The sequence below is a fragment of the Thermodesulfobacteriota bacterium genome (assembly GCA_035325995.1).
GTDB lineage: Bacteria > Desulfobacterota_D > UBA1144 > Nemesobacterales > UBA2774 > JADLGH01.
In genome coordinates, this window is sequence record DAOKYU010000012.1 from 1 (window position 1) to 26,490 (window position 26,490).

A 26,490-nucleotide genomic window follows, 5' to 3' on the forward strand; every position below is an offset into this window, starting at 1 on the left:
CGCCGTAAATCACACATGCGTGTGTGGTCAGGCAAAAGTAGAAAACACTTGCACCGCCCTTACCAGCTAGCTCGGAACGTCCCCCGCAAGGCCGCCACACTCGCAGCCTCCACCAGCTTTCGAAGTAGCAGAGTTATCGCTGCTACCACCTGCCACACTTCCACCACCAGCCAGCTCACCTGTTTTGCCTTTCTCCGCCTTTCCTGAAGAAACGAACACTCGAACCCCCTCCCCTCCATACTGATGTTAAAATATAATCCTTCGGTACATCGCACATGAATTTCGAACGAATACTCCTCTCGAACATAGTACTCATACCACTCGGGCTCGCTATCGTGGCCGCCGTCCTCGTAACGTTCCTCCCACTTGCGGGAGTCCTCGGATTCGAGTACTCGGCCATTATGGGTTTCGCCCTCTCGCTGATCTCCGTCTTCATGTCCGCCGAAATCATGGACAGGGACCAGAAGAGCCATTCCGCGGGCCGCCGCCTCTCCGACCGCGTCTCGGCCGTATTCATGATCAACATCATAATGCTCATCGCAGTCTTCCTCGTCGGCCTCGTGAGCTCGCTGATAAAAGACGACTGCAACATACGCGAGGGCGCGGTGTTCTACCTCCTTATAACGTGCGTAAGCGTCTTCTTCTCGGCCTCCCTCGGCATGCTGACGGGCTTCCTCCTCCGGCGGCGCGGCTTCATCGTCGGGGCGCTGATCATAATCGGCACCATAGTCTATTCCCTCTACGTCCTCTACAGCGAGCCGTCCCTCTTCGTCTATAACCCCGTCTTCGGATTCTTCCCGGGCCCGATCTACGACGCAGTCCTCCCGGTGACGACCACACTCCTCGCGGCCAGGGCGATTACGGTCCTCTGGGGCTGCCTCTTCCTCGCCCTGCTCTCCATAGCGAACGGCCTCGGCTACAGCCGTATCGGTGCGTGGGACTTCGTGAAGCTGATAGCGCTCGTCGCGCTCCTCGCCGCGGCGCACGTCTACAGGTCCGAGCTCGGCATCAGCTTCTCCCGCGAATACATCACGGAAGAGATACTCCCCGCCTCCATCGAAACCAGCCACTTCGTAATCTACTACGACCCCGGCTCGCCCGCGGCCAGGCACATCGATCTCATCGCCGACGAGCACGAATGGCGCTACGCCCAGCTCGCCGAATACCTCGACGTCAACTCCGCCGACAAGATTCGCTCCTACATCTACCCGAACGCCCAAACCCGGAAGCGCGTCGTCGGCGCGGGCGACACGACCATCGCAAACCCGATACACAAGGAGATACACCTGGTCTACGACTCCTACCCGCACCAGGTCCTGAAACACGAGCTTGTCCACGTCATGTCCGCCGACTTCGGCCACCGGTTCCTCAAAATAAGCCCGAAAATAGGGCTCCTCGAAGGGCTCGCCGTCGCCGCCGACTGGAGCGGTGACGATTTCACGCCCCATCAATGGTCCAAGCTGATAATCGAGGCCGGGCTCGCCCCCGACATCGAATCGATCACGGGGCTCGGGTTCTGGTACGCCTCGCCCGGCGTGAGCTACACTCTCATGGGCTCCTTTTCGAGGTATCTCATAGACCGGTACGGCATCGAAACATACAAGAAGGTCTACGGCAGCGGCGACTTCTCCGCCTACGGCAAGCCGCTCCGCGAGCTCATCGCCGAATGGGAGGCGTTCCTCGAAACAGTGCCCACGCCGCCCGAGGCCGCCGCAATGGCCGAGGCCCGGTTCGACGCCCCCGGCATCTTCGGAGCCGTCTGTGCGAGGAAGGTCGCCGCGCTCAAGGAAAAGGCCTTCGCCAACTATGCCGCCGGTAACTTATGGAGGGCAGGCGAGATATTCTCCGAGGCGCGAGGGTACGACGAAAACGACCCGATGCTGATTAACGGCCTCGCCTACTCCGCCTACTACTCGGGCGACTACCAGGGGGCTATCGAGATCGCCGGTCAGCCGGCCGGGCTTTCGAAGGTGGACCGCATCGTACTCTCGAACCTGAGAGCCAACGCCCTCTGGCAGGCGGGAGACACGGACGCCGCGCTCGAAATATTCGACGGCATCGAAAAGCGCTATCTCCCCGATGACGTCCAGCGCGAGCTCGACATAAAAATTTCGGCCATCAGGGAAGGCGGCTCGGCCGAAGAAGGCGCAAGGGAATTCTTCGCCACCCGCGACAGGGCCCTTCAGGCCATAGCCATGGAAGAGGCCATACAGGGCGCCCCCGGCTATGCCCCGGCCTACTACCTTATCGGTAGGCAGCTTTTCAACGCCGGCGAGCACACGAAGGCGGTCCCCTACCTCGAAACCGCCCGCTACCTAGGCCTCCCGTCGGACAGGCTCGCGTCCGAGAACCTCCGCCTCCTGGGCACGTCCCTTTTTGCCGAAGGTGACTACGAAGGCGCGGCCGCCGTGTTCCGGGAGCTCGCATCCCTCAGTCCCCGCGACGAATCCTACGCCGCCGACTTCCTCGGAAGGATAAACCGCTCCGAACAAAATATATTGAAGTAAAATCTGAATCCTATATACTCTTACGTTCCTCGATATGAACAGATACAGTCTCGCGGTTCTCATTGCATCGATCGTCGTCGTAATCGACCAGTTCGCGAAGTGGCTCGTCGTGAAATCGATTCCCCTTTACAGCAAGGTAGAGGTCCTGCCGTTCCTCGACTTCACGCACATCCAAAACCCCGGGGCGGCATTCGGCATATTCAGGGACCTCCCCCAGGCCGTGCGCATGCCCCTCTTCGCTGTGGTGCTGATAGCGGCGGTATCGGTCATATTCTATTTCCTCTCCCGCACCGAAAAAGGCGACGGCATGCTGGTATTCGCGCTCTCGCTCATCCTCGGCGGCGCGATAGGCAACTCCATAGACAGGTTCAGGCTCCGTTACGTCACCGACTTCCTCGACTTTCACTGGTTCGGAGACCCGGCCCTCCACTGGCCCCCCTTCAACATCGCCGACTCAGCGATAACCATAGGTGTTATACTCATACTGCTTGACACCTTCATACTCAAACGGGGGAAGTAAGATGTTCACCGGCATCGTCGAAGACACGGGCGTCGTAAAGTCCGTCGACAAAAGAGACGGGGAATCCACGTTCACTATATCCGTAGGGAAGATGGATCTCGGCGAAGCCGCGCTCGGCGACAGCATAGCAGTAAACGGCGCGTGCCTCACCGTCACGACGTTAGGCGGCAACGAATTCACCGTGGACGCCTCGCACGAAACCCTCTCCCGGACGACCCTCGGCGCAATCGCCCCGGGCTCCAGGGTCAACCTCGAGCGCGCCCTCAAATCTGGCGACAGGCTCGGCGGACACATCGTCAACGGTCACGTGGACGGCGTCGGCGAGGTCGTCTCGAAGACGAAGTCCGGCGGCTCGTACGTCTTCAGGTTTTCCATACCCGAAGAGCTCGCGAAATACGTCGTCGAAAAGGGCTCCGTCGCGGTGGACGGCGTAAGCCTCACGGTCAACTCCGCCGAGGGAAGCGAATTCACGGTGAATATCATCCCCTTCACACTGGCCGAGACGACATTCGGCGGCCTCGGGCCCGGCAGCCGCGTCAACATCGAGTGCGACATAATAGCCAAGTACGTCGAAAAACTCTCGACCGGCGCCAGGGGACAGAACTCCGTTTACCAGCCTTCAGATGACTGACATCCCCGTAAAAAACATATTCCTCGTGGGCTTCATGGGCGCGGGCAAAACGGCCGTCGGAAAGGTGCTCGCCGTGAAGACCGGCTACGAATACCGCGACGCCGACAAGCTTGCCGAAACCGAAGCCGGAATGACCGTTACGGAAATATTCGCCGCGCGGGGCGAGGAAGGCTTCAGGGAGCTCGAATCCGGCATACTGGCCCGCCTCGCCGGCGGCGAAAGACAGGTCGTTTCCACGGGCGGCGGCGCCGTCACGAGGCCCGCCAACATGGACGCGATGAGAAAGGGCGGCGTGGTCGTCTACCTACGGGCGAGCCCCGAAACGATATACGAGAGGGTAAGGCACAGTAAAACCCGCCCCCTCCTCCGGGTCGAAAATCCGTTCGAAAGGATAAAGGAGCTCCTCTCGGCGCGGGCGCACCTCTACGAGCTCGCCGACGCCACGGTCACCACCGACGGCCGAGCCCCCGGCGACATAGCCGACGAAATCGTCCGCCTCCTCGCCCCCCGCGGCGCAAAATGAGCGCCCCCGTTGCCACATCCCTAAAATCGTTTAAAATGAAAGGGATATGTACACCGGCTCCCCGAAAGAACCCCGCAGCGCGAAAAACGGCCCCGGGCTCGAATCAGACGACTGGATGGATATTTCGGTACCCATATCGGACGGCATGGTCACGTGGCCCGGCGATCCGCCCGTCAGGATACTCCGGCTCTCCGATATAGAAGACGGCGACGACTGCACGCTTTCGGCCCTGTCCATGTCTGTCCACACGGCGACGCACATGGACGCGCCGTCCCATTTCACGAACCTCCGGCACGGCATAGACGAAATGCCGCTTTCGGCGGTCGTCGGCAACGCCCGCGTCATAGAGATCGATGACCCCGTTTCCGTCAAGGTCGACGAGCTCCGGGCGCATAAAATTAAAAAGGGCGAGCGCATACTCCTCAAAACCCGCAACTCCCGCGAAAGGTGGGACCGTAAACCCTTCGACGAATCCTACGTATTCCTCACGACCGAGGCCGCGCTCTACTTCGTAGACAGGGGCGTGCTCACGATAGGGGTGGATTACCTCTCCATCGGCGGCTACGGCGGCAACATGGCCGAAGTGCACAGGATAATCCTCTCGGCCAAGATATGGGTCATAGAAGGGCTCGACCTCTCCCGCACCGCGCCCGGGCTTTACGAAATGGTCTGCCTCCCGATAAAGATAGACAACTGCGACGGGGCCCCCGCCCGCGCGCTCATAAGGCCCGTCTAGGAACTGGAGGTCGCACACACATAGTGTGTTTTATGAATTCTACCGAGACTATTCTGCTTAATCCGGCAGCACAACCTATCCCGTTCGCGCTGCCTGTCCCGGCGTAGCATGTTTGCGAAGCCGGACCTGTCCCGACGCGGTCTCGACGAAGGCGGGAGCGCGCCCGAGCCCGTCTATCCGTGGCAACTCGCCGCGCACACGGATTATTGCACTATTCCCCCGGCCACCTGCACTATTCCGTCGATGCCTTCAAGCCCCTCTTGGTCCCAGTCTTCGCCTCCGAAGACGCCGAGCTTGTTCGTGCATCCGTCGAATTCGCTGTCCGAGCAGTGCTTGAGCGGGAAATCGCCGCACGCGACGCTCTTGTCCCTCGTTATCTCGACGTAGCCGCCGCCCGAGCCGGACGTAACTCTGAACCCCCAAGCGCCCGAAAACCAAGCGCAGGGTATCGATGCGCCCGGCTTCATCGTGAACGTCAGCTCCCATGTCCCCAGTCCTACAGTCTGTTCGACTTTCAGGGATACGTCGTGCGAGCTCGAGTTCGCAAGGCCGACAGTCCCTCTCCCGAAGGGCGATTCGAAGCTGGCTTCAGCTCCGTTGCCGAGCTTGTCTCCCACGTGGGGCTGATAATGCCAGTCGTGGCTTATCCCCCCCGCGGTAGCGAGAGTCGGCGAATCGAACGACTCCGGGACGTCCTCGATGCCCCTCGCCTGTAGCACGGTCAGATTCTCGGGCGTGTCCTCGTCCGGCAGCACGCGCACGTCGTATATGGCGGTCCTGTTATCGGCGTCGTAGCTGATGTTAAGCAGCTCGAGAGTAACGGAGGCGGGCTCGGGAAGCCCTCCTCCCACCCTTAACACCGAAACAGGGAAGCCGCTCTCCGAGGTCATGGGGATGAAATGCCTCGCGAACGCATTGAACGGCGCACTGCGCGTGTCGACTTCCGGCTCCAATATGACGCCGTAAATCTCGAACGGCACTTGCTCCATGATAAGCGTGTAAAGCCCCTCGTCTCCCTCCTGAGGCACAAGGCTTCCTGACCGCGCTGTCTGGACGTAGTGGTTGATCCGCGTAGGGCCGTCGAGCTCGGCCTGACCTTCCGAGGAATCACAGCCGGTCTGAAACATAGCCGACACCGAGAGGATAATCACGAGAGACACCACCCCTGAGACTGGCTTAATAACGCTAATCATGATTATCCTCCCGTGCTTCTTCTATTTCGATGCTCAGATTAATCAAGTACTAAACCATTAAAAAAAACTATACTGCCTGAATTACAGGGTCGTCAAACGAGAAAGCGTTTCGAGGCGGTGTATATAGTTGCAGAAGCAACGACACCGGGGAAGTGTGCAGCGGCCGCTCACGACGGGTCGTGCGCATTACACTACGATACATCAAAAACTCCTCCCCCTTTGTAAAATGGGGGGGGTGTCACGCCACGCGTGCAGGATATCGAAGTAGCAGCGCATGGCTATTACCATCCGACGCACTTCAGGTGGTTTCGGCATCATCAGCGCTATGCCGAAAAAAGACACTACGTGTCCGGCCCGGCGGACTGTGTCCGCTGACATTCGAAGTAGCAGCGTCGTTGCCATTATCATCAGACGCGCTTCACGTGGTTTCAGCAACTTCGGTGCTACGCCGTAAATCACACATGCGTGTGTGGTCAGGCAAAAGTAGAAAACACTTGCACCGCCCTTACCAGCCAGCTCAGAACGTCCCCTTCAGCCACTGGAGACCCCCAGCAGTAAACAATCGAAGCGGCGACGTCAGAATCAAGCTCAAAATAACTCGTTACAAACTCACCCAAATCATATAGGCCTCCCTCCGTCCCCCCCCTCACCCCAAAACCTCTATCGCCTGGTTCATCAGCTCCTCCGGAAACCTCGCCACCCTCCCGTCTACGAACTGCACCCTGTACGATTTCCCGTGAGCGAGCTCGAACGATTCGACTATCGTCCCCTTAAGGCCCTTCTCGAACCTGTCCTTCTTCCCTTCTATCGGCTGGGTCAGAACCACCGTCAATCCCTTCTTGTACATCCGGCACCTCTTGGTCAGGATTTCACAATAAAATGATGAATATATCCAACTTCCCCCGTTTTATGCAAATCGCGGTCCCTTCGGGACGCACGAGCTTTACACCCCCGCCGGAATCGATATATACTGTCCGGATAGGAGGGCAAGCCAGTGACCGAATTTCTCGACAAGCTCAAGGTCAGGCTCGACAAGGGCCTTTCGACGGTCAACGAAAAATCCAGGGTACTGATAAGCCGGCAGAAGATACGGATTCACATCACCGAGCTCAAGGCCGAGAGGGAGATTCTCATAAAAGAGTTAGGGAAGCTCACCTACGAATCCTGGGAGCCTTCGGGCGGACTCGGCTTCATAAACAACTCTGGAGACGGAAAGGACAGAAAAGCCGAAGACGACTCGCTCCCCGATAAATGGAAGGAATCGGTCTTTACGGTGCTGAGGAGGATATCCACCGGTGAGCTGAAAAGCCTTCTCCTCGAAGATACGGCGAAGCAGTTCAAGATAACCGCGAAAGCCCTCTACGACGAGGTAGACGAGCTCATCCCCGACTCCGAAAAAAAGGGGCAGAACCTCCAGTGGCTCGGGAGGGTGCTCGGCAAGTCGGGCCTCTCGGTGAAGAAGGCCTCACGCAGGATAGACGGCGAGCGCGAAACGGTATACGTATTCGACAGGAAGAAAGTGGCCGGCGTGCTCAAGGACGTCCCCGAAGCCGAAGGCGATGCTGAAAACGCGGGCGGGGATTCGCTAAATCCTGGAAACCCGGACGCACTCGTAAAGAAGTGCAGGAAAATCCACGAAATAGATATCAGGATTTCGGGGCTCGAAAAGGAGCTCAAGGCCGCCCCCGTCAAATAGGGTCATGAGGCCCCGGCGCGGCCCGATTCGGGAGCAGCGGCTTACTATAAAGCCTTGCCGACTGCCTTTTCTATCTCGCCCTTGGGGACGGCGCCTATAATCTGCTCTACGGCCTGGCCGCCTTTAAAGACGATAAGCGTGGGGATGCTTCTTATTCCGAACTTCATGGTCGTCTGCTGGTTCTCGTCCACGTTCAGCTTTCCGACCTTGAGACGGCCCGCGTAGGATGCCGAAATCTCCTCGACGCTCGGAGCGATCGCCCGGCACGGCCCGCACCACGGCGCCCAGAAATCCACCAGTACAGGCGTCTCGCTTTTTATAACTTCCGTTTCGAAATTCGCATCGCTGAGATCGATAATTCCATTGCTGGCCATGTAAAATCTCCTTTCTCGTTAACTTGAAATTATTATATCAGACTTTCCGGCGGTGTCATAACAAAAGGGCGCGGCGCCCAATCTAACCGGTGTAAGCCCTCATTTCCCCCCGACATTCACCCCTCTGTCTTCTAGTATGGTCCCCTTGGCGTAATCGAGCTCGGCGAGCGCTATGTTGTAGCTCGTAATGGCCGTAATCTCCCTCACGCCGGCGTCGATAAGGTCCCTCTGGGCTTCGAGCACCTCGCGCGTCGTCCCTATGCCGACGTTAAGACGCTCCTGCTCGTTGTTCACGACCTCTTCCGCGAGCTGTATCGACACCTTCGCCGCCTCTATGGCGCGGAGGCTGTTCTCTATCTGCCTTATCGCGCTCCTGACGTCGAGGGCGATGTTGTCCTTCGTCTGGCTCAGCGCGATAACGCTCCTGTCGAGCTCCGCCGAAGCCTTTACGTAATTACCGCGAGCAGTCCTGTTAAAGAGCGGATAGGAGAACACCCCTAAAATCTGCCACGTCGTGAAATCCGCCCCCCAGATCTGGTTGAACGCGTCGCTCGGGCTGTCGAACTGGGGCGGAATCGGCTCGGGCTCCTCTTCGAAGCTGAGCCTGTTGGGGTTTTCGTCGCCGCCGAGTCCCTGGAGCTGGACGCTTCCTTCGACCGCGAGCCTCGGCAGCCTCTGGTTGGAATAGTATTTCCTTAGCGTTTCGCGGTTCTCTATTTCCAGCTCCGCCTGCTCCATCTCGGGCCTCTCCTCGTAGGCTATGCCGAGCGACTCCTCCTCGCTGAATTTCCTGACCTCGGTCGTCGGCTCGTCCACGGCCGAGATTCTTATGGCGAGGTCCATGGCCAGCACATTTTTCAGGTTATCCTGCGCCGCCTGGAGCTCGTTCTCGGCCCTTATCACGCTGACCTCCCTCGCCGCCACTTCCGACTCGGCCTGCGTCACGGCCACGGGCGGAAGAACGCCCACGTCCACCTGTATCCTGTTCCTCTCCTTAAGGTCGATCGCGAGGTCGAGGGCCGTCCTTTCGAGGTCGAGGTTTTTCCTGGCGGCGACCACAAGCCAGTATCTCCTTTCGACCTCCAGGAGCACCTGCGCCACCCTCTTTTCAAGCTCTTTCTGCGAGATAGTGCTCGACCTCTTGGCCGTTACGACGAACGCCCTGTTCACGTCCGTGCCGAAGTTCCTCAGGAGCTCCTGCCCTATGCTGAAATTGACGTTGTTAAACCAGTTGGGGCTCAGGTCTTCGAGAGGCGAATTCGTGTCCGTCCGCGTCGTCTGGACGTTAAAGAGATTGTAGAACGTTCCCGTGGGCAGTATGCCTTCCACGTTGGCTTCCAGGCTGAACTGCTTCTGCCTGATGGCCCCGCTCGGTATGAAGGTGCTGAGCTGCGGCGTCTCGCCGTCGTTGTAAAACGAGACGAGGTTAAAGAGCGGGTCGAACGCCCCTTCCTGCGTCTTTATTTCGCCCTCGGATACGACGACGTTCTGCTTCTGTATCTGTATGTCCCTGTTGTTTTCCAGCGCTATTTTTATAGCGTCGCCGAGGGTGAGATCGAGCTCCCCCCCCGTCCCCGAAATAGTGAAAAGAAGAATCAGGAGAGTCTTGGTCATCCACGCCTCCTAGAGATTGAACGGATGTCAGGCTGCCGCTTTTTCATGCAAGAAATAAAAATATATACTAGAATTTGTCCGTAATAGAATGTCCGGTTACGCGGCCAATCTCAAGCTTGACACGCCGGACGCCGACGGGTACGTTGTAAGTAATTACTTACTTACATCCTACCGGGAAGAGCATTAATGTCAACAGATAAAGCCCTCGAAAAAGAGGCGCCGCAGGCGCGCGAAAAATCCACCACGAGAGACAAGCTCCTCGAGGCGGCGATAAAGCTTTTCGCCGAGAAGGGCTTTAACGGGACCACCACAAAAGAAATCGCCGAAAAGGCCGAGGTCAACGAAGCCCTCATCTTCCGCCACTTCTCCACCAAGCGCGACCTCTACGGCACAATCATAGAAAAGAAAATCTTCGAGGAGCCGGGAATTGAGATAACGCTCGAAACCCACAAGGATTCCAAGGACGACGCCCTCGTATTCACGGCGATAGCGACGCGCATGTTCGACAGATGCGGGAAGGACCCGTCCTTCATGCGTCTCCTCCATTTCAGCGCGCTCGAAGGGCACGACCTCTCCGACATGTTCTTCGAAACCTACGTCGAGTACATCAACATGCTCATCTGCGACTATATAGAAACCCGCATAAAGGACGGCGCGCTCCGCAACGTAAACCCGCTCTACGCATCCAAGGCCTTCATAGGCATGGTCGTGAACCAGATAATCGCCCAGGAGCTCTTCGGCGAAAAGAAGCGCGGCAAGATAGACCAGGAGCAGCTCATAGCCACGTTCGTCGGCATATTCCTTAACGGCATAAAGGCCGGCTGACGACAGGCCGAATTATAAAGAAGCCCATTCCCTTGTTTCGGTAATCGCGAAACGCCCCGCCCGGCGGCATCCGCGTGTGTTAACATTAATCCCGCGCACATGAACGAGACGGTCACGAAAACAAACATCGCCGACTGGATACCGCTGGCCGGGCTTTTCGCGCTGTCCGTCGTATTCGCGCGCCCCTTCATCCCCGCCTGGGGGTTCGTCTTCGCCCTCTCTTTCTCCATATTCTTCGGGTTCAAGTGGCTGACGCTCAAAAGGGCCGTCTCGAGCGGCGTAAGGCCGGGGCTCTGCCGCGCCCTCGGCTACGTATTCCTCTGGGTCGGCATGGACGCCGCGAGGTTCCTCGACGAATCACGGCTGCCCCGGGTCCCACGCGCGGGCGAGTGGGCGGCGGCCCTTCTGAAAACGGCCCTCGGATGCGCAATATTCTGGCTCCTCGCCCGCGAGGTGCACGAGTCCCACGCGCTCACCGGCGGCTACGTCGGCTTCACAGGCTTTCTCATCCTCACCTTCTTCGGCGTGTTCCACCTCCTCTCGCTCGCGTGGAGGAGCCTCGGGGCCGACGCCGTGCCCATAATGCGCTCGCCGCTCCTGGCGTCTTCCCCGTCCGATTTCTGGAGCCGGAGATGGAACCTCGCCTTTAAAAACATCGACAGCGAATTCGTCTTCAGGCCCGCCGCCAGGAGGTGGGGGCTAGCCCCCGCTGTGATCGCGGCGTTCCTCTTTTCCGGTGCGCTCCACGACCTCGTAACGTCATTCCCGGTAAACGCCTGGTACGGCGCGCCTACGCTTTATTTCACGATTCAGGCTGCGGGGGTTATACTCGAAAAATCACGGGCGGGCATAAGGGCCGGGCTCGCCTCGGGGCCGAGGGGGCGCGCATTCACGATTGCCCTCGTCCTGTCGCCGGTCCTTCTTCTATTCCACCCGCCCGCGATAGAGCACGCCTTCATACCGTTCATGAGGGCGGCCGGGGCGCTCTAGGAAGCGGCCGCGGGGGACCGACACATGCTGTTCAGCGTAAAGAAAAATTTCCTCCTGTCCGTCGTCCTCGCGCTTGCGCTGGCGGCACTCGCCCTCGCCCTGAAATACGCCCTCGGCCTCGAATGGCAGTCCCCCGGGGCAGTCAATTTTATTCCCGGGTTCGCCCTCGGCCTCGCCGTCATACTCGCCTCCGACCTCGTTCTCGTAATCATTCTCGCCGCGCTTTTCAGAAACGAATTCATAAAGACGTACATGCAAATGGCCGACTACTTCACCGGCCAGCGTGCGCCCGAGATTCTCGCAGGCGGCCTCCTAGCCGCGGGTGAGGAGACGGTCTTCCGCGGCGTCGTGCTCCAGGGGATGGTTCAGCTCATGGGCTCGGGACCGGCCTACGCCGTCCTTGTCTCGTCGATACTCTTTGGCCTCTTCCACGTAATCGCCCGGAAGCGCCTCGCCCTCTTCTCCGTATGGGCCGTGTGGGAAGGCGCGGTCCTCGGCGCGCTCTACCTCTACACCGGCTCGCTCCTCGTCACTGCGGCCGTCCACGCCGCCCACGACGTCCTCGGATTCACGGTCTTCGCCTTGAACCGCAGGCGCGGATTCTTCCTCACCGGGAGGCCCGCCCGGGGCTGACGGCCGACGTTATGGTAATATAATCGCCGCTGTCGGAATTAACCCCAAAGGAGAAAGAAATGAGCTACGAAACCGAGCTAAAAGCCGCCGTCCACGCGGTAGCGAACGCATGCAGGCTCTGCATGAACGTCCAGTCCGCGCTCGTCTCGGCCGAATCCATGACGAAGAAGGACAAGTCGCCCGTGACCGTCGCCGACTTCGGCGCACAGGCGGTCATATGCGGCGAGCTCGTAAATGCCTTCCCCGACGTCCCCATAGCGGGCGAAGAAGATTCCTCCGACCTGAGAACGCCCGAAGGCGAGACGCTCTCGGCACAGGTGCTCGAATACGTAAGCGCCATAGCCCCCGGCGCGACGAAGGACGGCATACTCGGTGCGATAGATTCTGGAAATTACGATGGCGGACCGTCGGGAAGGTTCTGGACACTCGACCCGATAGACGGGACGAAAGGCTTCCTCCGCGGTGAGCAGTACGCCGTCGCGCTCGCGCTGATAGAGGACGGCGAGGTCGTCCTCGGCGTGCTCGGATGCCCTAACCTCCCGCTCGACCTCGGCGATCCCGCCCGCGGGACGGGATGCGTGCTTACGGCAGTAAAGGGCGGCGGCGCCTACATGCGGCCGCTCGAAGGAGGCGAGGCCGTGAGGATTTCGGCCTCGGAGATTTCAGACCCCTCCCTCGCCCCTATATGCGAGTCCGTCGAATCGGCGCACTCGTCCCACGACGAATCAGGCCGCGTGGCAGAGATACTCGGCGTCGGCGTCCCGCCCCTCAGGATCGACAGCCAGTGCAAGTACGCTGTGATCGCCCGCGGCGACGCCTCGATCTACCTCCGTCTCCCGACGCGAAAGGACTACACCGAAAAGATATGGGACCATGCGGCGGGCTCCCTCATAGTCGAGGAAGCGGGCGGAAAGGTGACGGACGTCACGGGAAAGAAGCTCGATTTTTCGCGCGGAAGGACGCTTTCCGAAAACAAGGGCGTCATAGGCACGAACGGCCTCGTGCACGACAGGGTGCTCGCGGCAGTGAAGGAAGTCACGGGCGGCTGAGAGCGGCCGGGGAGCCTAGCTCCTCACCTTGAAACCCCGGGACGCTTCGTCCAGGAGCGCGAGGTCGTCCTCTCCGAGCGTGAACCCCTTGGCTCCGGCGTTGTCTTCGGCCTGACGTACAGAGGTAGCGCCGGGGACCGCGACCACACCATCGCCGCGAAAATTAATGACCCAGTTTATCGCGGCCTGCGAAAGCGTGACGCCGTGCTTCCCCGCCACGCGCCCGAGCGCCTCGACGACCGGCCGCGACGCCTCTACGTGCGAACGGCTCAGCGCCCCGTAATACCTCCTGAAAAAATTCCTCGTCCCGAGGAGCTCCGGGTTCTCGTGGAACTTCCCCGTGAGAATTCCCCGCCCGAGCGGCGAATACGCGATGATCGTCATCCCGAGGTCCCGCGCCGCGTCGAGCACCCCGTTCGTCTCTATCTCCCTCCGGACGAGGCTGTAATTCACCTGGTTCGACACGAGCGCGAGCCCCATACGCGAAAGCTCCATGTGCGCCCTCCTCATGTCCTCGGCCGAAAAGTTGCTGACGCCGACGTACCTGATTCTCCCCTCATCGGCGAGCTTCGCCATCTCCCTCATCTGCGACTTTATAGGCGACAGCGAATACGGATTGTGTACCTGGTGAAGGTCTATGTAGTCCGTTCCGAGGCGCGACAGCCGCTCGCCTATCGTCTTTGTAATCGACCCGGCGGTCCGGAGGAGAGGCCACCACTTGTCCGCTATGACGACGCTCTCCCTCTTTATCCCGAGCGCTTTGAGAGCACGCGCGAGCGATGCCTCGGACTCCCCACTGCCGTAGAGCTCGGCGGTGTCGAACCAGTTCACGCCGCCCTCGACCGAGACCCGTACGATCTCCCTTATGTCGTCGGCCGTGAGCGGCGGCCATAGCAGCCCCGAAAGCCCCCTGCCCCCGCTGAACTGCACCGTGCCGAGGCCGACGGGCGAGATTCCGAGCGGGCTCTGCCCGAGCCTCCTTAACCGCCGCGAGTCTCCTTTCGCCACCTTCACCTCGCTTTTAAATGACCGGGATTCGAAATATAATAGCAGTATGACAGCCGAAAAACGAATAATAGACCTCTCGATAAAGGTCGAGCCCGCGCCCGGCCCCGAGCACCAGCGGCTCGGGATAAAATACGAGCGTCACGAGGACACGGCTGAATATGTCGCAATGCGCCTCGAATGCGAGAGAGAGGACCTTCCCGGCGGCCTCGGCTGGGCGAACGAATACGTCACGCTCGGCACTCACGTCGGCACGCACATGGACGCCCCCTGGCACTACCATCCGGTATCCGAGGGCAGAAAGGCCCGGACGATAGACGAAATGCCCGTCGAATGGTTCTACGGCGACGGCGTCGTCATCGACGTGCGCCATAAAAAGCCGGGCGAGCTGATCTCGACAGGCGACCTCAAGGCCGCGCTCAATAAAACCGGCTACGAGCTGAAACCCTTCGACATTGTCCTCGTCATGACGGGGGCCGACAGGCTCTGGGGCACGCCCGAATACTGGAGCACGTTCCCCGGCCTCGGCAGGGAATCGACCCTCTGGCTCTGTAACCAGGGGATCAGGGTCATGGGAACCGATTCTGCCGGATGGGACAGGCCGTTTAAGGACATGACGGAGGAGTTCAAGCGGACGGGCGACGCGAGTGTCCTCTGGGGGGCGCACTTCGCGGGTATCGAAAAGGAATACTGCCAGATAGAAAAGCTGACCAACCTCGACCTGTTGCCGCCCTTTGGGTTCAAGGTGGCCTGCCCGCCGATAAAGGTAAAGGGAGCGAGCGCCGGATGGGTGCGCCCGATAGCTATTCTCGGGGAGTCTTCGTAACGCCTCCCGGTTTCGGGGCGGCGAAGACGACTGTCCAGTAGGTCTTGTTCTTCGTATCCTTGTTGTGAAAACACGCCCCGCCTATCTCGGTGATGCGCGGCTGCATCAGCACCTCGCAGTGAACGGGGCTCCTCAGCCACGCCGCCACCACCTCCTCGGACGATTCCCTTCCCACGGATATGTTCTCCCCCACCATCAGCCACTCGTAGTCGAGCTTTTCCACCCTGTCCGACACATCCGTCCCGTCAGACCCTTCGTGGCTTACGAAGTCCCCCGTCGCCATGTCCACCGAATGCTCCAGCGCCGCGCGGGCGAGCGTCGGGTTCCATTCCACCCTTCCCGCGGGCGTGAATATCTTGTACCCGCAGTTACGGCTCTGCGACCTGGCCTTGTTTATGAGGACTACCATCTTCTCCTTGATCACGTCGAAGTCCTCGCACCGGTAGGAATCGTTGGCGAGTGTGTAGCGGAGCTCGTTTCCGCCGCACCCGTACAGCAGAAACACCGCGGCGGGAATGAGCAGGAGCCTCTTCAGCATCCTTAAAATTATACTCGGCGGCGGCCGGGGAATCACCCGAAAAATCACCTGTCGATTTTCTCCCACAGCGGACAGGCCGCCGGGAGAGAACCGCTCAGTCCGAAGACTCTTCGTTACTATGCTTGTCGATGAAGCTTTGCCTTCCCGAGCCGTACTTGTACATCTTGTACTTGAGCTCGTTCTTCTTGTAATAGCTCTGGTGGTATTCCTCCGCGGGATAAAATTCCGTGGCTTCCGTTATCCTGACGACGACGGGGTCCTTGAACTTCCCCGACTCGTCGAGCCTCTTCTTCGAAGCCTCGGCCGCCTTCCGCTGGGCTTCGGAGTGATAGAATATCTCCGGCCTGTACTGGCTCCCCCTGTCGGCGAACTGCCCGCCCGCGTCCGTGGGGTCGATGTTCAGCCAGTATACGTCCAGCAGCTCGCCGTAGCTCACGACCGCAGGGTCGAATATGATCTCGACCGCCTCGGCGTGCCCCGTGGCTCCCGTCGATACCTGCCGGTACGTCGGGTTCTTCACGGTCCCGCCCGTGTACCCGGCTATCGTATCGACGACGCCGTCCATCTTGTCGAAGGGAGGCTCGATACACCAGAAGCACCCGCCGGCGAAGGTCGCCTTCTCGTACTTCTTCTCCCCGGCGTCGGTCTTGCCCCCGTCTTCGGCGAACACGTGCGCGGCAAGCGGCGACGCGGCGAGTAAAGCGAATATGAAAAGCAGCGCGGTTCTTTTCATTATTGTCCCCCCCACGGCTTCGCCACGTACCGCTGCGAAGCTCGATTATACATGCTATAAGGATAGCCGGAGAGCCGGAATTTTATACCGGTTTTCGGGAAAGGTCAGCTTAAAAGCCCCCACTTCTTCATCCTGTAGCGGAGCACCTCGCGGGTTATGCCGAGCATCTCCGCCGTCTTCGTCTGGTTCCAGTTGTTGAGGTCGAGCGCCTTTATGATCACCTTCTTCTCTATCTGGTATAGGGACGCGTCCTCTATCGGAACGTCTATCACCATCTTCTCTTCGGAATTCTGCACCTTCAGGCTCTCGCCGTCCTCGAGCTTGAGATACCTCGGGTTAAGCACCCTGTCCTCGCTGAGGAGTACGGCCCGCTCTATCGTGCTGCGGAGCTCCCTCACGTTCCCCGGCCAGTTGTAATTGAGAAACGTCTTCCTGATTTCCTCCGGGATCTCGGTGATGTTCTTACTGAGATCGACGTTGAAGTACGAAACGAAATGATCGGTCAGGTACGGTATGTCGTCTTTCCTGTCCCTTAGTGCCGGCATCTCGAAGCTGAGAACGTTCAGCCTGTGGTAGAGGTCTTCCCTGAAATCCCCCTTCTTTACGAGCGCCTTGAGGTCGTGGTTCGTCGCCGCTATGACGCTTATGTCCACGCTTATGTCACGCGTGCCGCCGAGCCTCCTGAACGAGCGCTCCTCGACGGCCTTCACCAGCTTCGCCTGGAGGGCGAGGCTCATGTCCCCTATCTCGTCGAGGAACACGGTCCCCCCGTCGGCCTGCTCCAATATGCCTTTTTTCAGGTGTTTTGCGTCTGTGAACGCCCCCGCCTCGTGCCCGAATAGCTCGCTTTCGAGAAGCGTCTCCGGTATCGCGGCGCAGTTTAGCTCGATGAACGGCCTCTGCCTCCTTACGCCGTTATAGTGGAGTATCTTCGCCGCGAGCCCCTTCCCCGTCCCGCTCTCCCCGGTGATCAGGATCGTCTTCGGGTCCGTCTCCGTCAGCTTCTTGAACAGCTCTATGATCTCCTTCACCGGCGCGCTCACGCCTATGAACGAATCGAACCCGTACTTCTCCTGCGCGCGCATCGCGGCGGCGCTCACGTTATTCCTGAGCTCGCTCGTCCTTATGGCGTTTCGGACCATGACCTTCAGCTTGTCGAGCGGAAACGGCTTTTCGATAAAATCGTACGCGCCGACCCGTATGGCGGTGACGGCGACCTCGACGTTGCCGTGCGCCGTCATCATTATCGCCGTCGGGGGATGCTCGAACTTCGAGAAGGACTTTAAAACCTCGAGCCCGTCCGTGTCCGGGAGGCGGAGGTCTAAAAGCACGAGGTCCGGATTCTCCCTCTTCGCGATCTCTATCCCCTCCCTCCCCTCGTACGACGTCAGGACCGAATACCCCTCCTGGGTCAACGCCTTGTGCAGTTGTTTACAGAGGAGCCTTTCGTCCTCGATTATAAGTATTAGAGAACTCATTCGTAATCGTTCCTTGTGTGCGGGCGTCGGCTACGAAGCGCGCTTTTCCTCGTTTCCGAGGTCGTTCGGTATCTCCACTATAAACGTGGACCCCTCTCCCACCTTGCTCGAAATGTGGAGCTTCCCCCTGTGGGCCTCGACTATCCGGCTCGATATCGCGAGCCCGAGCCCCGTGCCCGTCTCCTTCGTCGAATAGAAGGGCTGGAGTATACGCTCCGTCTCGTCGTCCGGTATTCCGCACCCCGTGTCCGAAACCTCGATCTCTATCGAGCCGTTCCCGCACCTGGTCCCTACCCTGACCTCGCCGAAACTGCCCGTGGCGTCGATGCTGTTTATGAGGAGATTCAAAATCACCTGCTCTATCTGCTCGTGGTCGACGTAAAACGTATTCGCACACGAGAGCTCTTTTTTAATTAAAACTCCCTTGGCCTTTGCCTTCTTCCCGACGAGGTTGAGCGCCCTCTCGACGATGTCGTTCGGCCCGCATTCCATGAGCTGAAGGCTCTTGGGGTGCCCGAGATCGAAAAGGCCCTTCACTATCCTTTCAAGACGCGATATCTCGTGCAGCACTTCGCTCATCGTCTGCCTGTGCTCCTCGATCTCGGTCTCGTCCATCATGAGCTCGAGCGCGAGCCCTATTCCCGAAAGAGGGTTGCGGACCTCGTGCGCGACGCCCGTCGCGAGCTCGCCTATAGCGGCCAGCTTCTGCGAATGCGCGAGCTGCCGGTGCTTCTCCTCGATCTCGGCCGCCGCCTCGGCGATCTTGAATTCGAGGAGCTCGTTAAACTCCCTCGTCTTCTGAAGGAGCTTCAAAATTTCGTCGTTCTTCCGCTGAAGCTCGCGGCTGTTGCGGTCGATGTTGTCGATCATGTTGTTAAACGCCTTCGCAAGTATCTCGATCTCCCCCGACGCCCCGCCGGCCTTCACCCTCACCGAATAATCCCCCGACGCCACCGACTCCGCCGCGTTGAACAGGCTCATTATCGGCTTCGTTATCATCCTCGGTATGAACACCGTCAGCATCACGCCGAAAAGGAGCGTAAGCCCCACGGCCGTCAGTGTCATAATATACGAAAACTTTATCTGCTTGTCCGATATCCTTATGGCTTCGAGGAGCATCTGGTTGGCGAAGATCCCCTGCTGCCCTTCCTCCTTCGAGGTCAATATCGTGGAAAGCGTTTCGTAACGCCCCCTTATGTTGGACGCGGTCCTGTCCATGTTGTAAATACTGTATATGGAAAGCCCTCCGATAAGCAGCATGAAAAGAAACATCAGCGCGTATCCGAGGGTTATCTGCTTGCTGAGACTCAAGAAATCCTGCCCCTCCCCGCGGTTCCCGGGGATTCTATATATATGTGATTGTACCTGTTTTTATTGACAACTCATATCGATTTTTTCAGTATCCGTAATAGATTAACTCGCGTCCCGGACGATTTTCAGGCAAGGCGGGCGGCCCCGTCCACCGGAATCCCGCGTTCGTGCTCTCCCGCGCCGACGCCGCCTTCCCGGATAAGCACGGCGCGAAACGCATATGGATTATTCCGTAGTTTCAGGTAGATTATAATCCCTCAGAATGGTACTGTTTTTATTGTTCATATGACAATAAAGCGTCTCGGGCTTAATTTTCTCGGAATTACGTCTCTTCTCTTTTTCCTTTCCGGCTGCTATTCCAACAAGGAAGCGGTGCAGGAGCTTTACGACAGGCAAACCGCCCTCGAAGCACGGATGGAAGAGCTCATAAAGGACGTCGATGCCGTGCTTTCGAAGATGGACGCCGACATCCAGGCCGTCGAATCGAGCCAGGCGAAGCTCGCCCGCGATATCGAAAGCATGAAAGAAAAGAACGTCGTCCTCAAGCAGAAGGTCGACAAGGTAGTAGCCAAAAAAGCGGCGAAGAAGGACAAGGCCGCCTCGGCCTCGGCCGCAGCGGCGGCGAAAAAAGAGCCCCCCTCGAATTCGCCCGCGATGATTTATTCCAGGGCGGTCAAGAGCTACAACGACGGAAAATTCGAAGACGCCATACTCGAATACCAGAGGCTGATAGATACATACCCCACAGACAAGCGCGTCCCCGAGGCGTATCTCAGGCAGGGCATGGCGCTTATCAACCTCGGGAGGAAGCAGGAAGCCAAGTACTTCCTGAACGCCCTCATCGACAAGTACCCGAATTCGAGCGAGGCACAGACGGCCCGCGAAAAGCTGAACACGTTATAGCGCCCGAGGGGTTATATCCGTTTTAAGGCCCTTGCCGCACCCGTTCCACGATCTCAGGCTGAAATCGTATCCGTAGTCTTGGTCGCTATCACGAGCTCTTCGTTCGTCGGTATGACGTAAACCCTGACGCGGCTTTTGCCCGTGCCGATGACGAGTGCATTCCGCGAGTTGGCTTCACTGTCGAGCTCCACGCCGAGCCACGAGAGCCCCGCGCATACCTTCTCCCTGACGAGAGCGCTGTTCTCGCCTATCCCGGCGGTGAAAACGAGGGCGTCCAGCCCGCCGAGCGCCGCTGTGAGAGAACCCGTCTCCCGGACTATCCTGTACGCGAAGTAGTCTACCGCGAGTCTAGCCCCCGGCGCGTCGCTCGCCTCGAGGTCCCTCATGTCCGACGATAGCCCCGATATGCCAAGGAGGCCCGATTTTTTGTAGAGGAAACCCTCGACTTCGTCGGCCGTCATGCCCTTTTCCCTCTGCAAATAGAATATCACCCCGGGGTCTATGCCACCGCTCCGCGTGCCCATCGGCAGACCGTCGAGGGCGGTGAACCCCATCGTAGTGGCGACGCTCTTCCCGCCGAGCGTGGCGCACATGCTCGCGCCCGCGCCGAGATGCGCCGTGACGACCCTCCCCGAGGCCGTTTCTGGGCTTATCTCACCGAGCCGCGAAAGCACGTATTCGTACGAGAGGCCGTGAAAGCCGTACCTGACGACGCCTGCTTCGTAATAATCCATGGGGAGCCCGAACATCTGCGCGAGCCCGGGCTGCGTTCTGTGAAACGACGTATCGAAGCACGCGACGTTCGGCACGCCCGGATACGCCCTCATCATCGCGCGTATCCCCGAAACGTTATACGGCTGGTGGAGCGGCGCAAGAGGCTCCAGCCGAGAGAGCTTCGCGACGACTCCATCGTCGATGAGAACCGGGCCCGTAAACCCGGTCCCCCCGTGGACGACCCTGTGCCCGACCGCCGACGGCCCTCCCCCGGGAAGGATGTCCCCGAGCCTCCCTTCGAGCCACCCGAAACACTCGTCGTGCGTGCGCGTCCCGTCTTCGAGGCTGCCCGAGGAAAGCGTGGCCCCCTCGCCGTCCGCGAGGGTATAAAAAGGCTCCCTTCCGATCTCCTCGATCATTCCCCTGCGGCGAAGCGTAAGGCCGCCTCCGCCGTCCGGCTCGTACACGGCGAACTTAATGCTCGACGAGCCCGTATTGATCACAAGCACAGGTTTTTTCATATGGTATCCGTAAAGATTCAGATTTATGCCTTGATCGGCTTTCTCGCGTGCACCATGAGGGCCACGATGGCGCACGACGCGAGCTTCGACCTGAGCGAGTCCGACCTGCTGGTGAGCACTATCGGCACGCGCGCCCCGAGCACGACGCCCGCGCTCTCGGCCCTCGCCATGTACGTGAGCTGCTTTGCGAGCATGTTCCCGGCTTCGAGGTCGGGGACTATCATTATGTCTGCGTCCCCCGCGACCTCCGATTTTATCCCCTTTATGTCCGCGGCCTGCCTGCTTATCGCGTTGTCGAAGGCGAGCGGCCCGTCGAGAATGCCGCCCTCTATTTGCCCCCTGTCCGCCATCTTGCAAAGCGCGGCAGCGTCTACGGTCGACTGTATCTTCGACGTCACCGTCTCGACCGCCGAGAGTATGGCGACCTTCGGCTCGGGCACTCCCATCATCTGCGCGAGCTCTATCGCGTTCCGGCAGATGTCGGCCTTCTCGTCGAGGTCGGGATAGATGTTTATCGCCGCGTCCGAGATTATAAGCGTCTTCGGGTATGTCGGGACGTCCATGACGAAGGCGTGGCTTATGCGCCTCTCCGTCCTGAGCCCGGTGTCCGACTTCACCACTTCCGCGATAAGTTCGTCCGTGTGAAGGCTTCCCTTCATGAGCGCCTCGCACTCCCCCTCCCTCACGAGCCTCATCGCCTCGGCCGCCGAGGCGTGGCTGTGCGGCGCGTCGACGACCCTTAGACCCGATATGTCCAGCCCGTGCTCCTTGGCGATCTTGATTATCCTTTCCACCGGCCCCACGAGGACGGGGACGATCAGGTCCTCCTTCCAGGCCTCTACGGCCGCCGTCAGCGACGACTCGTCGCAGGGGTGCGCGACGGCCGTAAGCGGCGACTCGAGCACGCTGCACTTCTGGACGAAATTCTCGTACTTGTTGAACGTCTTGACTATTATCTCCGGCCCTTCCGTCCGCTCGACGGATATCTTCTCGCGCGGCGCGATAACGGCCGCCGTCCCCGTCATCACGGTCTCGCCCTCGCCGTTCACGCACACGCAGTCGAAATCGACCTTCCCCGTCTCGTCCTCCTTCGAGGCCACCTTCATCGTGAGCGTAATCGTATCCCCCGACGCTATGCGCTTTATGAAATCGAGGCTCTGCGAAACGTACTGCGTCCCCGGGCCGGGGAGCTCCGAGCCCAAAAGGGCTGACGCCAGGAGCCCGCACCACATGCTCGGCGCTATTAGCTTCCCGGAGTTATGCTTCCCCGCAAAGCCCTCGTCCAGGTAGCAGGGGTCCATGTCGCCCGAAAGAGCGGCGAACTTCTCGACGTCGTCCCTGCCGAGCGTCTTCGTTATGCTCGCCGTATCGCCTATTTTTATCTCGTCGAAAGTCTTGTTGGTGATCGTGCCTTCCGTCATCTATGGCCGCTCCTGTAAATAAATTATATCCCCCGCCGCCCTTATAAGTATTCAGGATATGTGTGAAATGGAAGTTAAGACGAAAATTCTACCTGTCCCGCGCGGGCGGGAGGACGGTAAGAACCCTCCCGGCGTAAAGACTCGCGTAGTGTGAAAACCACGATCCGGGCGGGTACCTGAACAGAACGTCGCTCTTCGCGAGGAGGAACATCTCCACCGCGCTCGCCTCCGCCGTCTCGGCGGGCAGCTCGTCGTGGAGCTCGCCGCCGAAGTCGCTCCCGAAGGGCTTTGGATACGTAACGACGCCCCCTATAGAGTGCGTCAGGAGCTCCTCGATGGGCCGGGAATCCGTCGAAAGGAATACGACCCCCTCCCCGCCGCCCGCCATCCCCCGCGCTTTATTTATCCCGTCTATGCACGCCTTGATCCCGGGCGCCCACTCGCTCCAGTAGGGCGTGTGGGCCGACCGGGGGAGGTGCGGGCCGTAATATCTCACGTGAGCCCCCGTAACCTTCCTCCCGGCGAAATTCTTCTCTGCGAAATCGTCGGCGATCCCGGCGAGACGGGGCGCGAGACGAATGGCGTCGAAAAAGGGCTTCAGCTCGTCCCCGGGCCCGTAGCAGCCCTGCGTGACGAGCACGCGCGATTTCACGCCCGAGAGGTCCTTCACTATAGCGTCTATCTCGGCCTCCCTCCTCTCGCTTTCCCGCTTGAGCGCCGTGCCGTCCCCGTCCATTCCGAGCGCCGAGAGCATGCGCGCCCTGAAGAGCCGGGCGTCGGGACGGGGCGAGATGGCGAACATCGCCCTCAGCAAAAGCCTCGAAAGAGCGTCCACGCGGTCGGGGACTATAACCCTGACCCCGCCGATGTTCTCGGGGACCGCGAAGAATCTCGGAAAGGCGTTCTCTCCGGGGTCGCCGAGATAACGCGAATCAGTCCATAGTATGACGAGGCTCCTCCCCGCCGCACGGGCGTAACGCCAGGCGTTCGCCGCGGCGAGGAGATTGTCGCCGAACCCCGAGTTCCTCCGGGAGATGATAAAGCGTCCTCTAGTCAACAAATTGAAAAAGAACATCGCCTCTATTTCCCGAGGGGGAGTAAGATTAATCCATCTCTATTTTTCTTAAAATTCCGGTTTTTGATATAGTCACGATAAATGGAGGCTGCATTGCACTTACAAACTTACCGATGGCAGGTATGGATTTCGATAAAATCTCGCCCATTTCTTCGGCCGTTATGTTGCCGCTGGTGAGTGTAAACATACGGACTTTATGCCTACGAACCATCTCGAATTCAGGTTTTCTGTATCTGATCTTTTTATCTTTGGTAATAACTATCCAGCTGTTCTCACCGGCATGTCTCAGCCATTCTTCATCAGCCGCATCCGGAGGGAAATGATCATCAAGACAATGCACTACAATCTCAATGCCTTCATACTTGTCCTGACTGCTAAGTAAGATATTCGCTACTTTATGCTTGCCCAAGGCCCGGTCGAGGAAGAAAACTAGCTGCTCAGGCGGCCTCTTTCCATATCCGGTATCTGAGCGCTTCCTCGATTTCTTCCTGGCTGCATTCATAATCATTTGTTAACTCATCGATCGATTCGCCTGCTCCGTACCGCTCGATGACGATTTCTATGGGGATACCTTTTCGAGCCAGCATCGGCCTGCCGAAAGAAATTCTGGGATCGATCGAGATGAACCTCGGCTCGTCGGGTTCCCCCCTTCCCGAAAATGGGTAAAGCTTTATAGGAAGACCGTGAATGTCGCGCTCGATCCTTTTCAAGTATTGTTTGATCACGTCGGCTAGGATAATCTGGCCTTCCTGGTTATATACCACGGCCGCCTCGCGCAAAAATAAATCTATTCCGTCGGTTTCGAACTCCTTGTCGGCCAGAGGATGACTGGAACCAAATTGCGAGGAAATGAAATTCAGACCTTTCCTGACTTTCGCCATGGATATTTCATGCTTCCTGCGAATCGAAGCGAGCACATAAGCCTCTATCAGATTTATAAAAGATAAAGAAAGCGGGCGCTCCTGTGCGGGGATAATAAGCGGAGCGAAGTCGCGCTGTCTGCCTATCCACGCCCGAAGTGTAGACACCGGGATCCTCAAATAAGAAGCCGCTTCGGGAACACTGTAGGACGGCATATATCTAATATCTGTCATAGTGTTCTGACTAGTGTTCAAGGTGTCTCTTTCCTCCAGGGCGATAATATCAATATTTATAATACCACCAAGGTATACAAATCAAGCAGTAGCAGATTCGGAATAAAGAAACCTGCCGCGCTGTTTTCACAGGCGGCAGGCTCGCTAAAGGAGGTAATGGGAGAGTACTGTCTTTTCTTCCGGGTTAAAAATACGCCTGGAGCTGGGCCCGGAATATGTTCTCGTCAATGTCCGGAGCGCCCTCCGTAAACGTATTTCTTATGAACGAATAATCGGCCTGGATCTTCCACCTGTGGTCCCTCGACAGGTAGTAGTTGAGGCCCGGGGTTACGGCCCAGCTCGTATTCGAGACGCTTACCCCGGGCGGCACGACGCCCGAGGACGTATCGTAATCTATGTACGAAAACCTTCCCGCGAGCTCGACGGTCTTGGGCAGTAGGAACACGCCGCTCTGAACGTTAAAGCCCTGGTCGTAGGCGGTATCCTGCGAATCGGTATCCGGGGACAGCCACCTGCCGACGTATTCGCCCTCCACGCTGAAGAACGGAACCTTGAAGTTTATGTCGCCCGTCAGTGTCGTGAAGTCCGACTGCGGGAATCCGAGCTCGGCCACCCTCTGGCAAACGAGCCCGTTCGGCGTTTTCCTGTCGCAATTGAGCCCGGGCAGCGTCGATGCCGCCGCGCCGATTACGAACGTCGGGCTCCTGGCGAAGTTCGGCACGGCCTCGTATGCCCTCGCCGTGGCGAACTGGCCGTTGGGGTTGAACTTGGCGTCGTCCCCGCCGATTCCGAGCTGAATCCTCCCCGCGTAAAGGAGGTTCGAATCGACGCTCGTGCCGTTAAGCCCGTCGCCGTTGAATACGCCCAGCGCGTACGAGAAGTTGTTGTTCGCCCCGAGCCCGCCCTGGACCGAGAATCCGCGGTCCCTTTCGAGCGTGAACTGCTCGTTCACTATGGACCTCTCGACGAGCTGGAGCGAGGTGGAAGACGTGAGCTCCTCCCTGTAGAACGGGACCTTCCACTGCCCCACCCTCGGCGCGATTTCCTTCCGGTAAGCGAACGTCAAGTAAGCGTCCCTCAGAATCGTGCCGCTCGACGCGTCGAACATGACGTAATAAAGGAACCACGGCCTGAACGCGTTGCCGTCGAACCTGAACTGAAGCCTCCTCACCCGGAAGTTCGTCGACGTAAGCTCCTCGTCCGTATCGTTGACCGATAGCTGCGCCTGAGCGTTTATCCTGAACCTCAGCTTGTAGTTTCCGTCGTCGCTCTCGAATATAAGGCCCTTGTCGTACTTGGCGAGAAACTTGTTATACCACGCTTCGTCGTCCTTCTTTTGCGACTCGGCGACTTCGGACACCTTCTCCCGGTCCGCCGCCCTTTCGGCCTGTAGCTGCTCTATCTGCTGCTTGAGCGCATCTATCTGCTGCTGGTTTTGCTGCTGCAGTATCTCTATCTGCTGCTTTAGGTCCTCGATCTGCTGCTTCGTCGACTGGGCGCTCGAGCTCGCCGGCGACGCCAGCACCAGCAGCAAGGCGAGCGCCCCGACGTACCTGTTAAACCTGTTTATCATCTAACTA

Annotated in this window: 27 protein-coding genes; 12 read left to right on the forward strand and 15 right to left on the reverse strand. The window is 58.8% G+C overall.

Annotated elements, in window-relative coordinates; all coding sequences use genetic code 11:
• Positions 1 to 275: 275 nt before the first annotated feature.
• From PKC29_13380 to PKC29_13400, 5 genes are read left to right on the forward strand one after another with little or no spacing between them, the layout of a single operon-like run.
• Positions 276 to 2,507, forward strand: a complete 2,232-nt coding sequence (locus tag PKC29_13380) for a hypothetical protein (protein HML96409.1) — start codon at positions 276 to 278, stop codon at positions 2,505 to 2,507.
• Between the two features lie 34 nt (positions 2,508 to 2,541).
• On the forward strand, positions 2,542 to 3,027 hold the full coding sequence (gene lspA / locus PKC29_13385) for a signal peptidase II (protein HML96410.1): 486 nt from the start codon (positions 2,542 to 2,544) through the stop codon (positions 3,025 to 3,027).
• Position 3,028: 1 nt separating this feature from the next.
• Positions 3,029 to 3,658 (forward strand): riboflavin synthase, encoded by a 630-nt coding sequence (locus tag PKC29_13390; protein HML96411.1) that lies wholly within the window; start codon positions 3,029 to 3,031, stop codon positions 3,656 to 3,658.
• Positions 3,651 to 4,181 carry a shikimate kinase gene (locus PKC29_13395; GenBank protein ID HML96412.1) on the forward strand — a complete coding sequence of 177 codons (531 nt, stop codon included), beginning with the start codon at positions 3,651 to 3,653 and terminating at the stop codon, positions 4,179 to 4,181. Before PKC29_13390 ends, PKC29_13395 begins: the two co-directional genes overlap by 8 nt.
• A 46-nt stretch (positions 4,182 to 4,227) precedes the next feature.
• On the forward strand, positions 4,228 to 4,917 hold the full coding sequence (locus PKC29_13400; protein ID HML96413.1) for a cyclase family protein: 690 nt from the start codon (positions 4,228 to 4,230) through the stop codon (positions 4,915 to 4,917).
• A 203-nt stretch (positions 4,918 to 5,120) separates the two neighbouring features.
• On the opposite strand, the gene PKC29_13405 is transcribed toward PKC29_13400, so the two are convergent.
• The gene (locus tag PKC29_13405) at positions 5,121 to 6,110 is read right to left on the reverse strand and encodes a hypothetical protein (GenBank protein ID HML96414.1); all 990 of its coding nucleotides are present in this window, start codon (positions 6,108 to 6,110) and stop codon (positions 5,121 to 5,123) included.
• Between the two features lie 646 nt (positions 6,111 to 6,756).
• A complete protein-coding gene (locus tag PKC29_13410; GenBank protein HML96415.1) occupies positions 6,757 to 6,957 on the reverse strand; it encodes a hypothetical protein in 201 nt (66 codons plus the stop codon).
• Positions 6,958 to 7,104: 147 nt separating this feature from the next.
• Here PKC29_13410 and PKC29_13415 point away from each other — a divergent pair, with 147 nt between their 5' ends.
• Positions 7,105 to 7,806, forward strand: coding sequence for a hypothetical protein (locus tag PKC29_13415; GenBank protein ID HML96416.1), 702 nt, complete (start codon positions 7,105 to 7,107; stop codon positions 7,804 to 7,806).
• A gap of 44 nt (positions 7,807 to 7,850) precedes the next feature.
• Here the strand turns inward: PKC29_13415 and trxA are convergent, their stop codons facing one another.
• Both trxA and PKC29_13425 read right to left on the reverse strand, forming a co-directional pair.
• Positions 7,851 to 8,180: a thioredoxin gene (gene trxA, locus PKC29_13420; GenBank protein ID HML96417.1), complete on the reverse strand. Its 330-nt coding sequence runs from the start codon at positions 8,178 to 8,180 to the stop codon at positions 7,851 to 7,853.
• Positions 8,181 to 8,279: 99 nt separating this feature from the next.
• Positions 8,280 to 9,794: a TolC family protein gene (locus tag PKC29_13425; GenBank protein HML96418.1), complete on the reverse strand. Its 1,515-nt coding sequence runs from the start codon at positions 9,792 to 9,794 to the stop codon at positions 8,280 to 8,282.
• Positions 9,795 to 9,980: 186 nt separating this feature from the next.
• Between PKC29_13425 and PKC29_13430 the strand changes: the two genes are divergently transcribed.
• The 4 genes from PKC29_13430 to PKC29_13445 all read left to right on the forward strand — a co-directional run bounded on the left by PKC29_13430 (position 9,981) and on the right by PKC29_13445 (position 13,291).
• Complete coding sequence (locus PKC29_13430; GenBank protein ID HML96419.1) at positions 9,981 to 10,619, forward strand: TetR/AcrR family transcriptional regulator; 639 nt, start codon at positions 9,981 to 9,983, stop codon at positions 10,617 to 10,619.
• 99 nt (positions 10,620 to 10,718) lie between these two features.
• Positions 10,719 to 11,609 (forward strand): MBOAT family protein, encoded by an 891-nt coding sequence (locus tag PKC29_13435; GenBank protein HML96420.1) that lies wholly within the window; start codon positions 10,719 to 10,721, stop codon positions 11,607 to 11,609.
• A gap of 24 nt (positions 11,610 to 11,633) precedes the next feature.
• A complete protein-coding gene (locus PKC29_13440; GenBank protein HML96421.1) occupies positions 11,634 to 12,242 on the forward strand; it encodes a CPBP family intramembrane metalloprotease in 609 nt (202 codons plus the stop codon).
• A gap of 59 nt (positions 12,243 to 12,301) precedes the next feature.
• Positions 12,302 to 13,291 carry a 3'(2'),5'-bisphosphate nucleotidase gene (locus PKC29_13445; GenBank protein HML96422.1) on the forward strand — a complete coding sequence of 330 codons (990 nt, stop codon included), beginning with the start codon at positions 12,302 to 12,304 and terminating at the stop codon, positions 13,289 to 13,291.
• Between the two features lie 15 nt (positions 13,292 to 13,306).
• On the opposite strand, the gene PKC29_13450 is transcribed toward PKC29_13445, so the two are convergent.
• Complete coding sequence (locus PKC29_13450; protein HML96423.1) at positions 13,307 to 14,299, reverse strand: aldo/keto reductase; 993 nt, start codon at positions 14,297 to 14,299, stop codon at positions 13,307 to 13,309.
• A gap of 46 nt (positions 14,300 to 14,345) precedes the next feature.
• Between PKC29_13450 and PKC29_13455 the strand changes: the two genes are divergently transcribed.
• Positions 14,346 to 15,122: a cyclase family protein gene (locus tag PKC29_13455; GenBank protein ID HML96424.1), complete on the forward strand. Its 777-nt coding sequence runs from the start codon at positions 14,346 to 14,348 to the stop codon at positions 15,120 to 15,122.
• On the opposite strand, the gene PKC29_13460 is transcribed toward PKC29_13455, so the two are convergent.
• From PKC29_13460 to PKC29_13475, 4 genes are all read right to left on the reverse strand, one after another.
• On the reverse strand, positions 15,100 to 15,660 hold the full coding sequence (locus PKC29_13460) for a CAP domain-containing protein (protein ID HML96425.1): 561 nt from the start codon (positions 15,658 to 15,660) through the stop codon (positions 15,100 to 15,102). The genes PKC29_13455 and PKC29_13460 overlap by 23 nt on opposite strands.
• Before the next feature lie 94 nt (positions 15,661 to 15,754).
• Positions 15,755 to 16,393, reverse strand: coding sequence for a peptide-methionine (S)-S-oxide reductase MsrA (gene msrA, locus PKC29_13465; GenBank protein HML96426.1), 639 nt, complete (start codon positions 16,391 to 16,393; stop codon positions 15,755 to 15,757).
• 104 nt (positions 16,394 to 16,497) lie between these two features.
• On the reverse strand, positions 16,498 to 17,871 hold the full coding sequence (locus PKC29_13470; GenBank protein HML96427.1) for a sigma-54 dependent transcriptional regulator: 1,374 nt from the start codon (positions 17,869 to 17,871) through the stop codon (positions 16,498 to 16,500).
• Between the two features lie 30 nt (positions 17,872 to 17,901).
• The gene (locus PKC29_13475) at positions 17,902 to 19,182 is read right to left on the reverse strand and encodes an ATP-binding protein (protein ID HML96428.1); all 1,281 of its coding nucleotides are present in this window, start codon (positions 19,180 to 19,182) and stop codon (positions 17,902 to 17,904) included.
• Between the two features lie 285 nt (positions 19,183 to 19,467).
• Here PKC29_13475 and PKC29_13480 point away from each other — a divergent pair, with 285 nt between their 5' ends.
• Positions 19,468 to 20,085: a tetratricopeptide repeat protein gene (locus PKC29_13480; protein HML96429.1), complete on the forward strand. Its 618-nt coding sequence runs from the start codon at positions 19,468 to 19,470 to the stop codon at positions 20,083 to 20,085.
• Positions 20,086 to 20,138: 53 nt separating this feature from the next.
• On the opposite strand, the gene PKC29_13485 is transcribed toward PKC29_13480, so the two are convergent.
• The 6 genes from PKC29_13485 to PKC29_13510 form a co-directional block, all read right to left on the reverse strand.
• Positions 20,139 to 21,320 (reverse strand): acetate/propionate family kinase, encoded by a 1,182-nt coding sequence (locus PKC29_13485; protein ID HML96430.1) that lies wholly within the window; start codon positions 21,318 to 21,320, stop codon positions 20,139 to 20,141.
• Between the two features lie 23 nt (positions 21,321 to 21,343).
• Positions 21,344 to 22,741, reverse strand: coding sequence for a bifunctional enoyl-CoA hydratase/phosphate acetyltransferase (locus tag PKC29_13490; GenBank protein HML96431.1), 1,398 nt, complete (start codon positions 22,739 to 22,741; stop codon positions 21,344 to 21,346).
• 88 nt (positions 22,742 to 22,829) lie between these two features.
• On the reverse strand, positions 22,830 to 23,801 hold the full coding sequence (locus PKC29_13495; protein ID HML96432.1) for a nodulation protein NodZ: 972 nt from the start codon (positions 23,799 to 23,801) through the stop codon (positions 22,830 to 22,832).
• A 43-nt stretch (positions 23,802 to 23,844) separates the two neighbouring features.
• Positions 23,845 to 24,318 (reverse strand): hypothetical protein, encoded by a 474-nt coding sequence (locus PKC29_13500; protein HML96433.1) that lies wholly within the window; start codon positions 24,316 to 24,318, stop codon positions 23,845 to 23,847.
• Positions 24,254 to 24,697: a DUF433 domain-containing protein gene (locus PKC29_13505; protein ID HML96434.1), complete on the reverse strand. Its 444-nt coding sequence runs from the start codon at positions 24,695 to 24,697 to the stop codon at positions 24,254 to 24,256. Before PKC29_13505 ends, PKC29_13500 begins: the two co-directional genes overlap by 65 nt.
• Positions 24,698 to 25,094: 397 nt before the next feature.
• A complete protein-coding gene (locus PKC29_13510; GenBank protein ID HML96435.1) occupies positions 25,095 to 26,483 on the reverse strand; it encodes a porin in 1,389 nt (462 codons plus the stop codon).
• Between the last annotated feature and the right edge of the window lie 7 nt (positions 26,484 to 26,490).

What these genes read in the sequence shown, in the direction of transcription:
- PKC29_13380 (HML96409.1), top strand. Translation starts at nt 276, where the DNA reads ATGAATTTCGAACGAATACTCCTCTCGAACATAGTACTCATACCACTC.
- lspA (HML96410.1), top strand. Translation starts at nt 2,542, where the DNA reads ATGAACAGATACAGTCTCGCGGTTCTCATTGCATCGATCGTCGTCGTA.
- PKC29_13390 (HML96411.1), top strand. Translation starts at nt 3,029, where the DNA reads ATGTTCACCGGCATCGTCGAAGACACGGGCGTCGTAAAGTCCGTCGAC.
- PKC29_13395 (HML96412.1), top strand. Translation starts at nt 3,651, where the DNA reads ATGACTGACATCCCCGTAAAAAACATATTCCTCGTGGGCTTCATGGGC.
- PKC29_13400 (HML96413.1), top strand. Translation starts at nt 4,228, where the DNA reads ATGTACACCGGCTCCCCGAAAGAACCCCGCAGCGCGAAAAACGGCCCC.
- PKC29_13405 (HML96414.1), bottom strand. Translation starts at nt 6,110, where the DNA reads ATGATTAGCGTTATTAAGCCAGTCTCAGGGGTGGTGTCTCTCGTGATT.
- PKC29_13410 (HML96415.1), bottom strand. Translation starts at nt 6,957, where the DNA reads ATGTACAAGAAGGGATTGACGGTGGTTCTGACCCAGCCGATAGAAGGG.
- trxA (HML96417.1), bottom strand. Translation starts at nt 8,180, where the DNA reads ATGGCCAGCAATGGAATTATCGATCTCAGCGATGCGAATTTCGAAACG.
- PKC29_13425 (HML96418.1), bottom strand. Translation starts at nt 9,794, where the DNA reads ATGACCAAGACTCTCCTGATTCTTCTTTTCACTATTTCGGGGACGGGG.
- PKC29_13430 (HML96419.1), top strand. Translation starts at nt 9,981, where the DNA reads ATGTCAACAGATAAAGCCCTCGAAAAAGAGGCGCCGCAGGCGCGCGAA.
- PKC29_13435 (HML96420.1), top strand. Translation starts at nt 10,719, where the DNA reads ATGAACGAGACGGTCACGAAAACAAACATCGCCGACTGGATACCGCTG.
- PKC29_13440 (HML96421.1), top strand. Translation starts at nt 11,634, where the DNA reads ATGCTGTTCAGCGTAAAGAAAAATTTCCTCCTGTCCGTCGTCCTCGCG.
- PKC29_13445 (HML96422.1), top strand. Translation starts at nt 12,302, where the DNA reads ATGAGCTACGAAACCGAGCTAAAAGCCGCCGTCCACGCGGTAGCGAAC.
- PKC29_13455 (HML96424.1), top strand. Translation starts at nt 14,346, where the DNA reads ATGACAGCCGAAAAACGAATAATAGACCTCTCGATAAAGGTCGAGCCC.
- PKC29_13460 (HML96425.1), bottom strand. Translation starts at nt 15,660, where the DNA reads ATGCTGAAGAGGCTCCTGCTCATTCCCGCCGCGGTGTTTCTGCTGTAC.
- msrA (HML96426.1), bottom strand. Translation starts at nt 16,393, where the DNA reads ATGAAAAGAACCGCGCTGCTTTTCATATTCGCTTTACTCGCCGCGTCG.
- PKC29_13470 (HML96427.1), bottom strand. Translation starts at nt 17,871, where the DNA reads ATGAGTTCTCTAATACTTATAATCGAGGACGAAAGGCTCCTCTGTAAA.
- PKC29_13480 (HML96429.1), top strand. Translation starts at nt 19,468, where the DNA reads ATGACAATAAAGCGTCTCGGGCTTAATTTTCTCGGAATTACGTCTCTT.
- PKC29_13485 (HML96430.1), bottom strand. Translation starts at nt 21,320, where the DNA reads ATGAAAAAACCTGTGCTTGTGATCAATACGGGCTCGTCGAGCATTAAG.
- PKC29_13490 (HML96431.1), bottom strand. Translation starts at nt 22,741, where the DNA reads ATGACGGAAGGCACGATCACCAACAAGACTTTCGACGAGATAAAAATA.
- PKC29_13500 (HML96433.1), bottom strand. Translation starts at nt 24,318, where the DNA reads ATGAATGCAGCCAGGAAGAAATCGAGGAAGCGCTCAGATACCGGATAT.
- PKC29_13505 (HML96434.1), bottom strand. Translation starts at nt 24,697, where the DNA reads ATGGCGAAAGTCAGGAAAGGTCTGAATTTCATTTCCTCGCAATTTGGT.
- PKC29_13510 (HML96435.1), bottom strand. Translation starts at nt 26,483, where the DNA reads ATGATAAACAGGTTTAACAGGTACGTCGGGGCGCTCGCCTTGCTGCTG.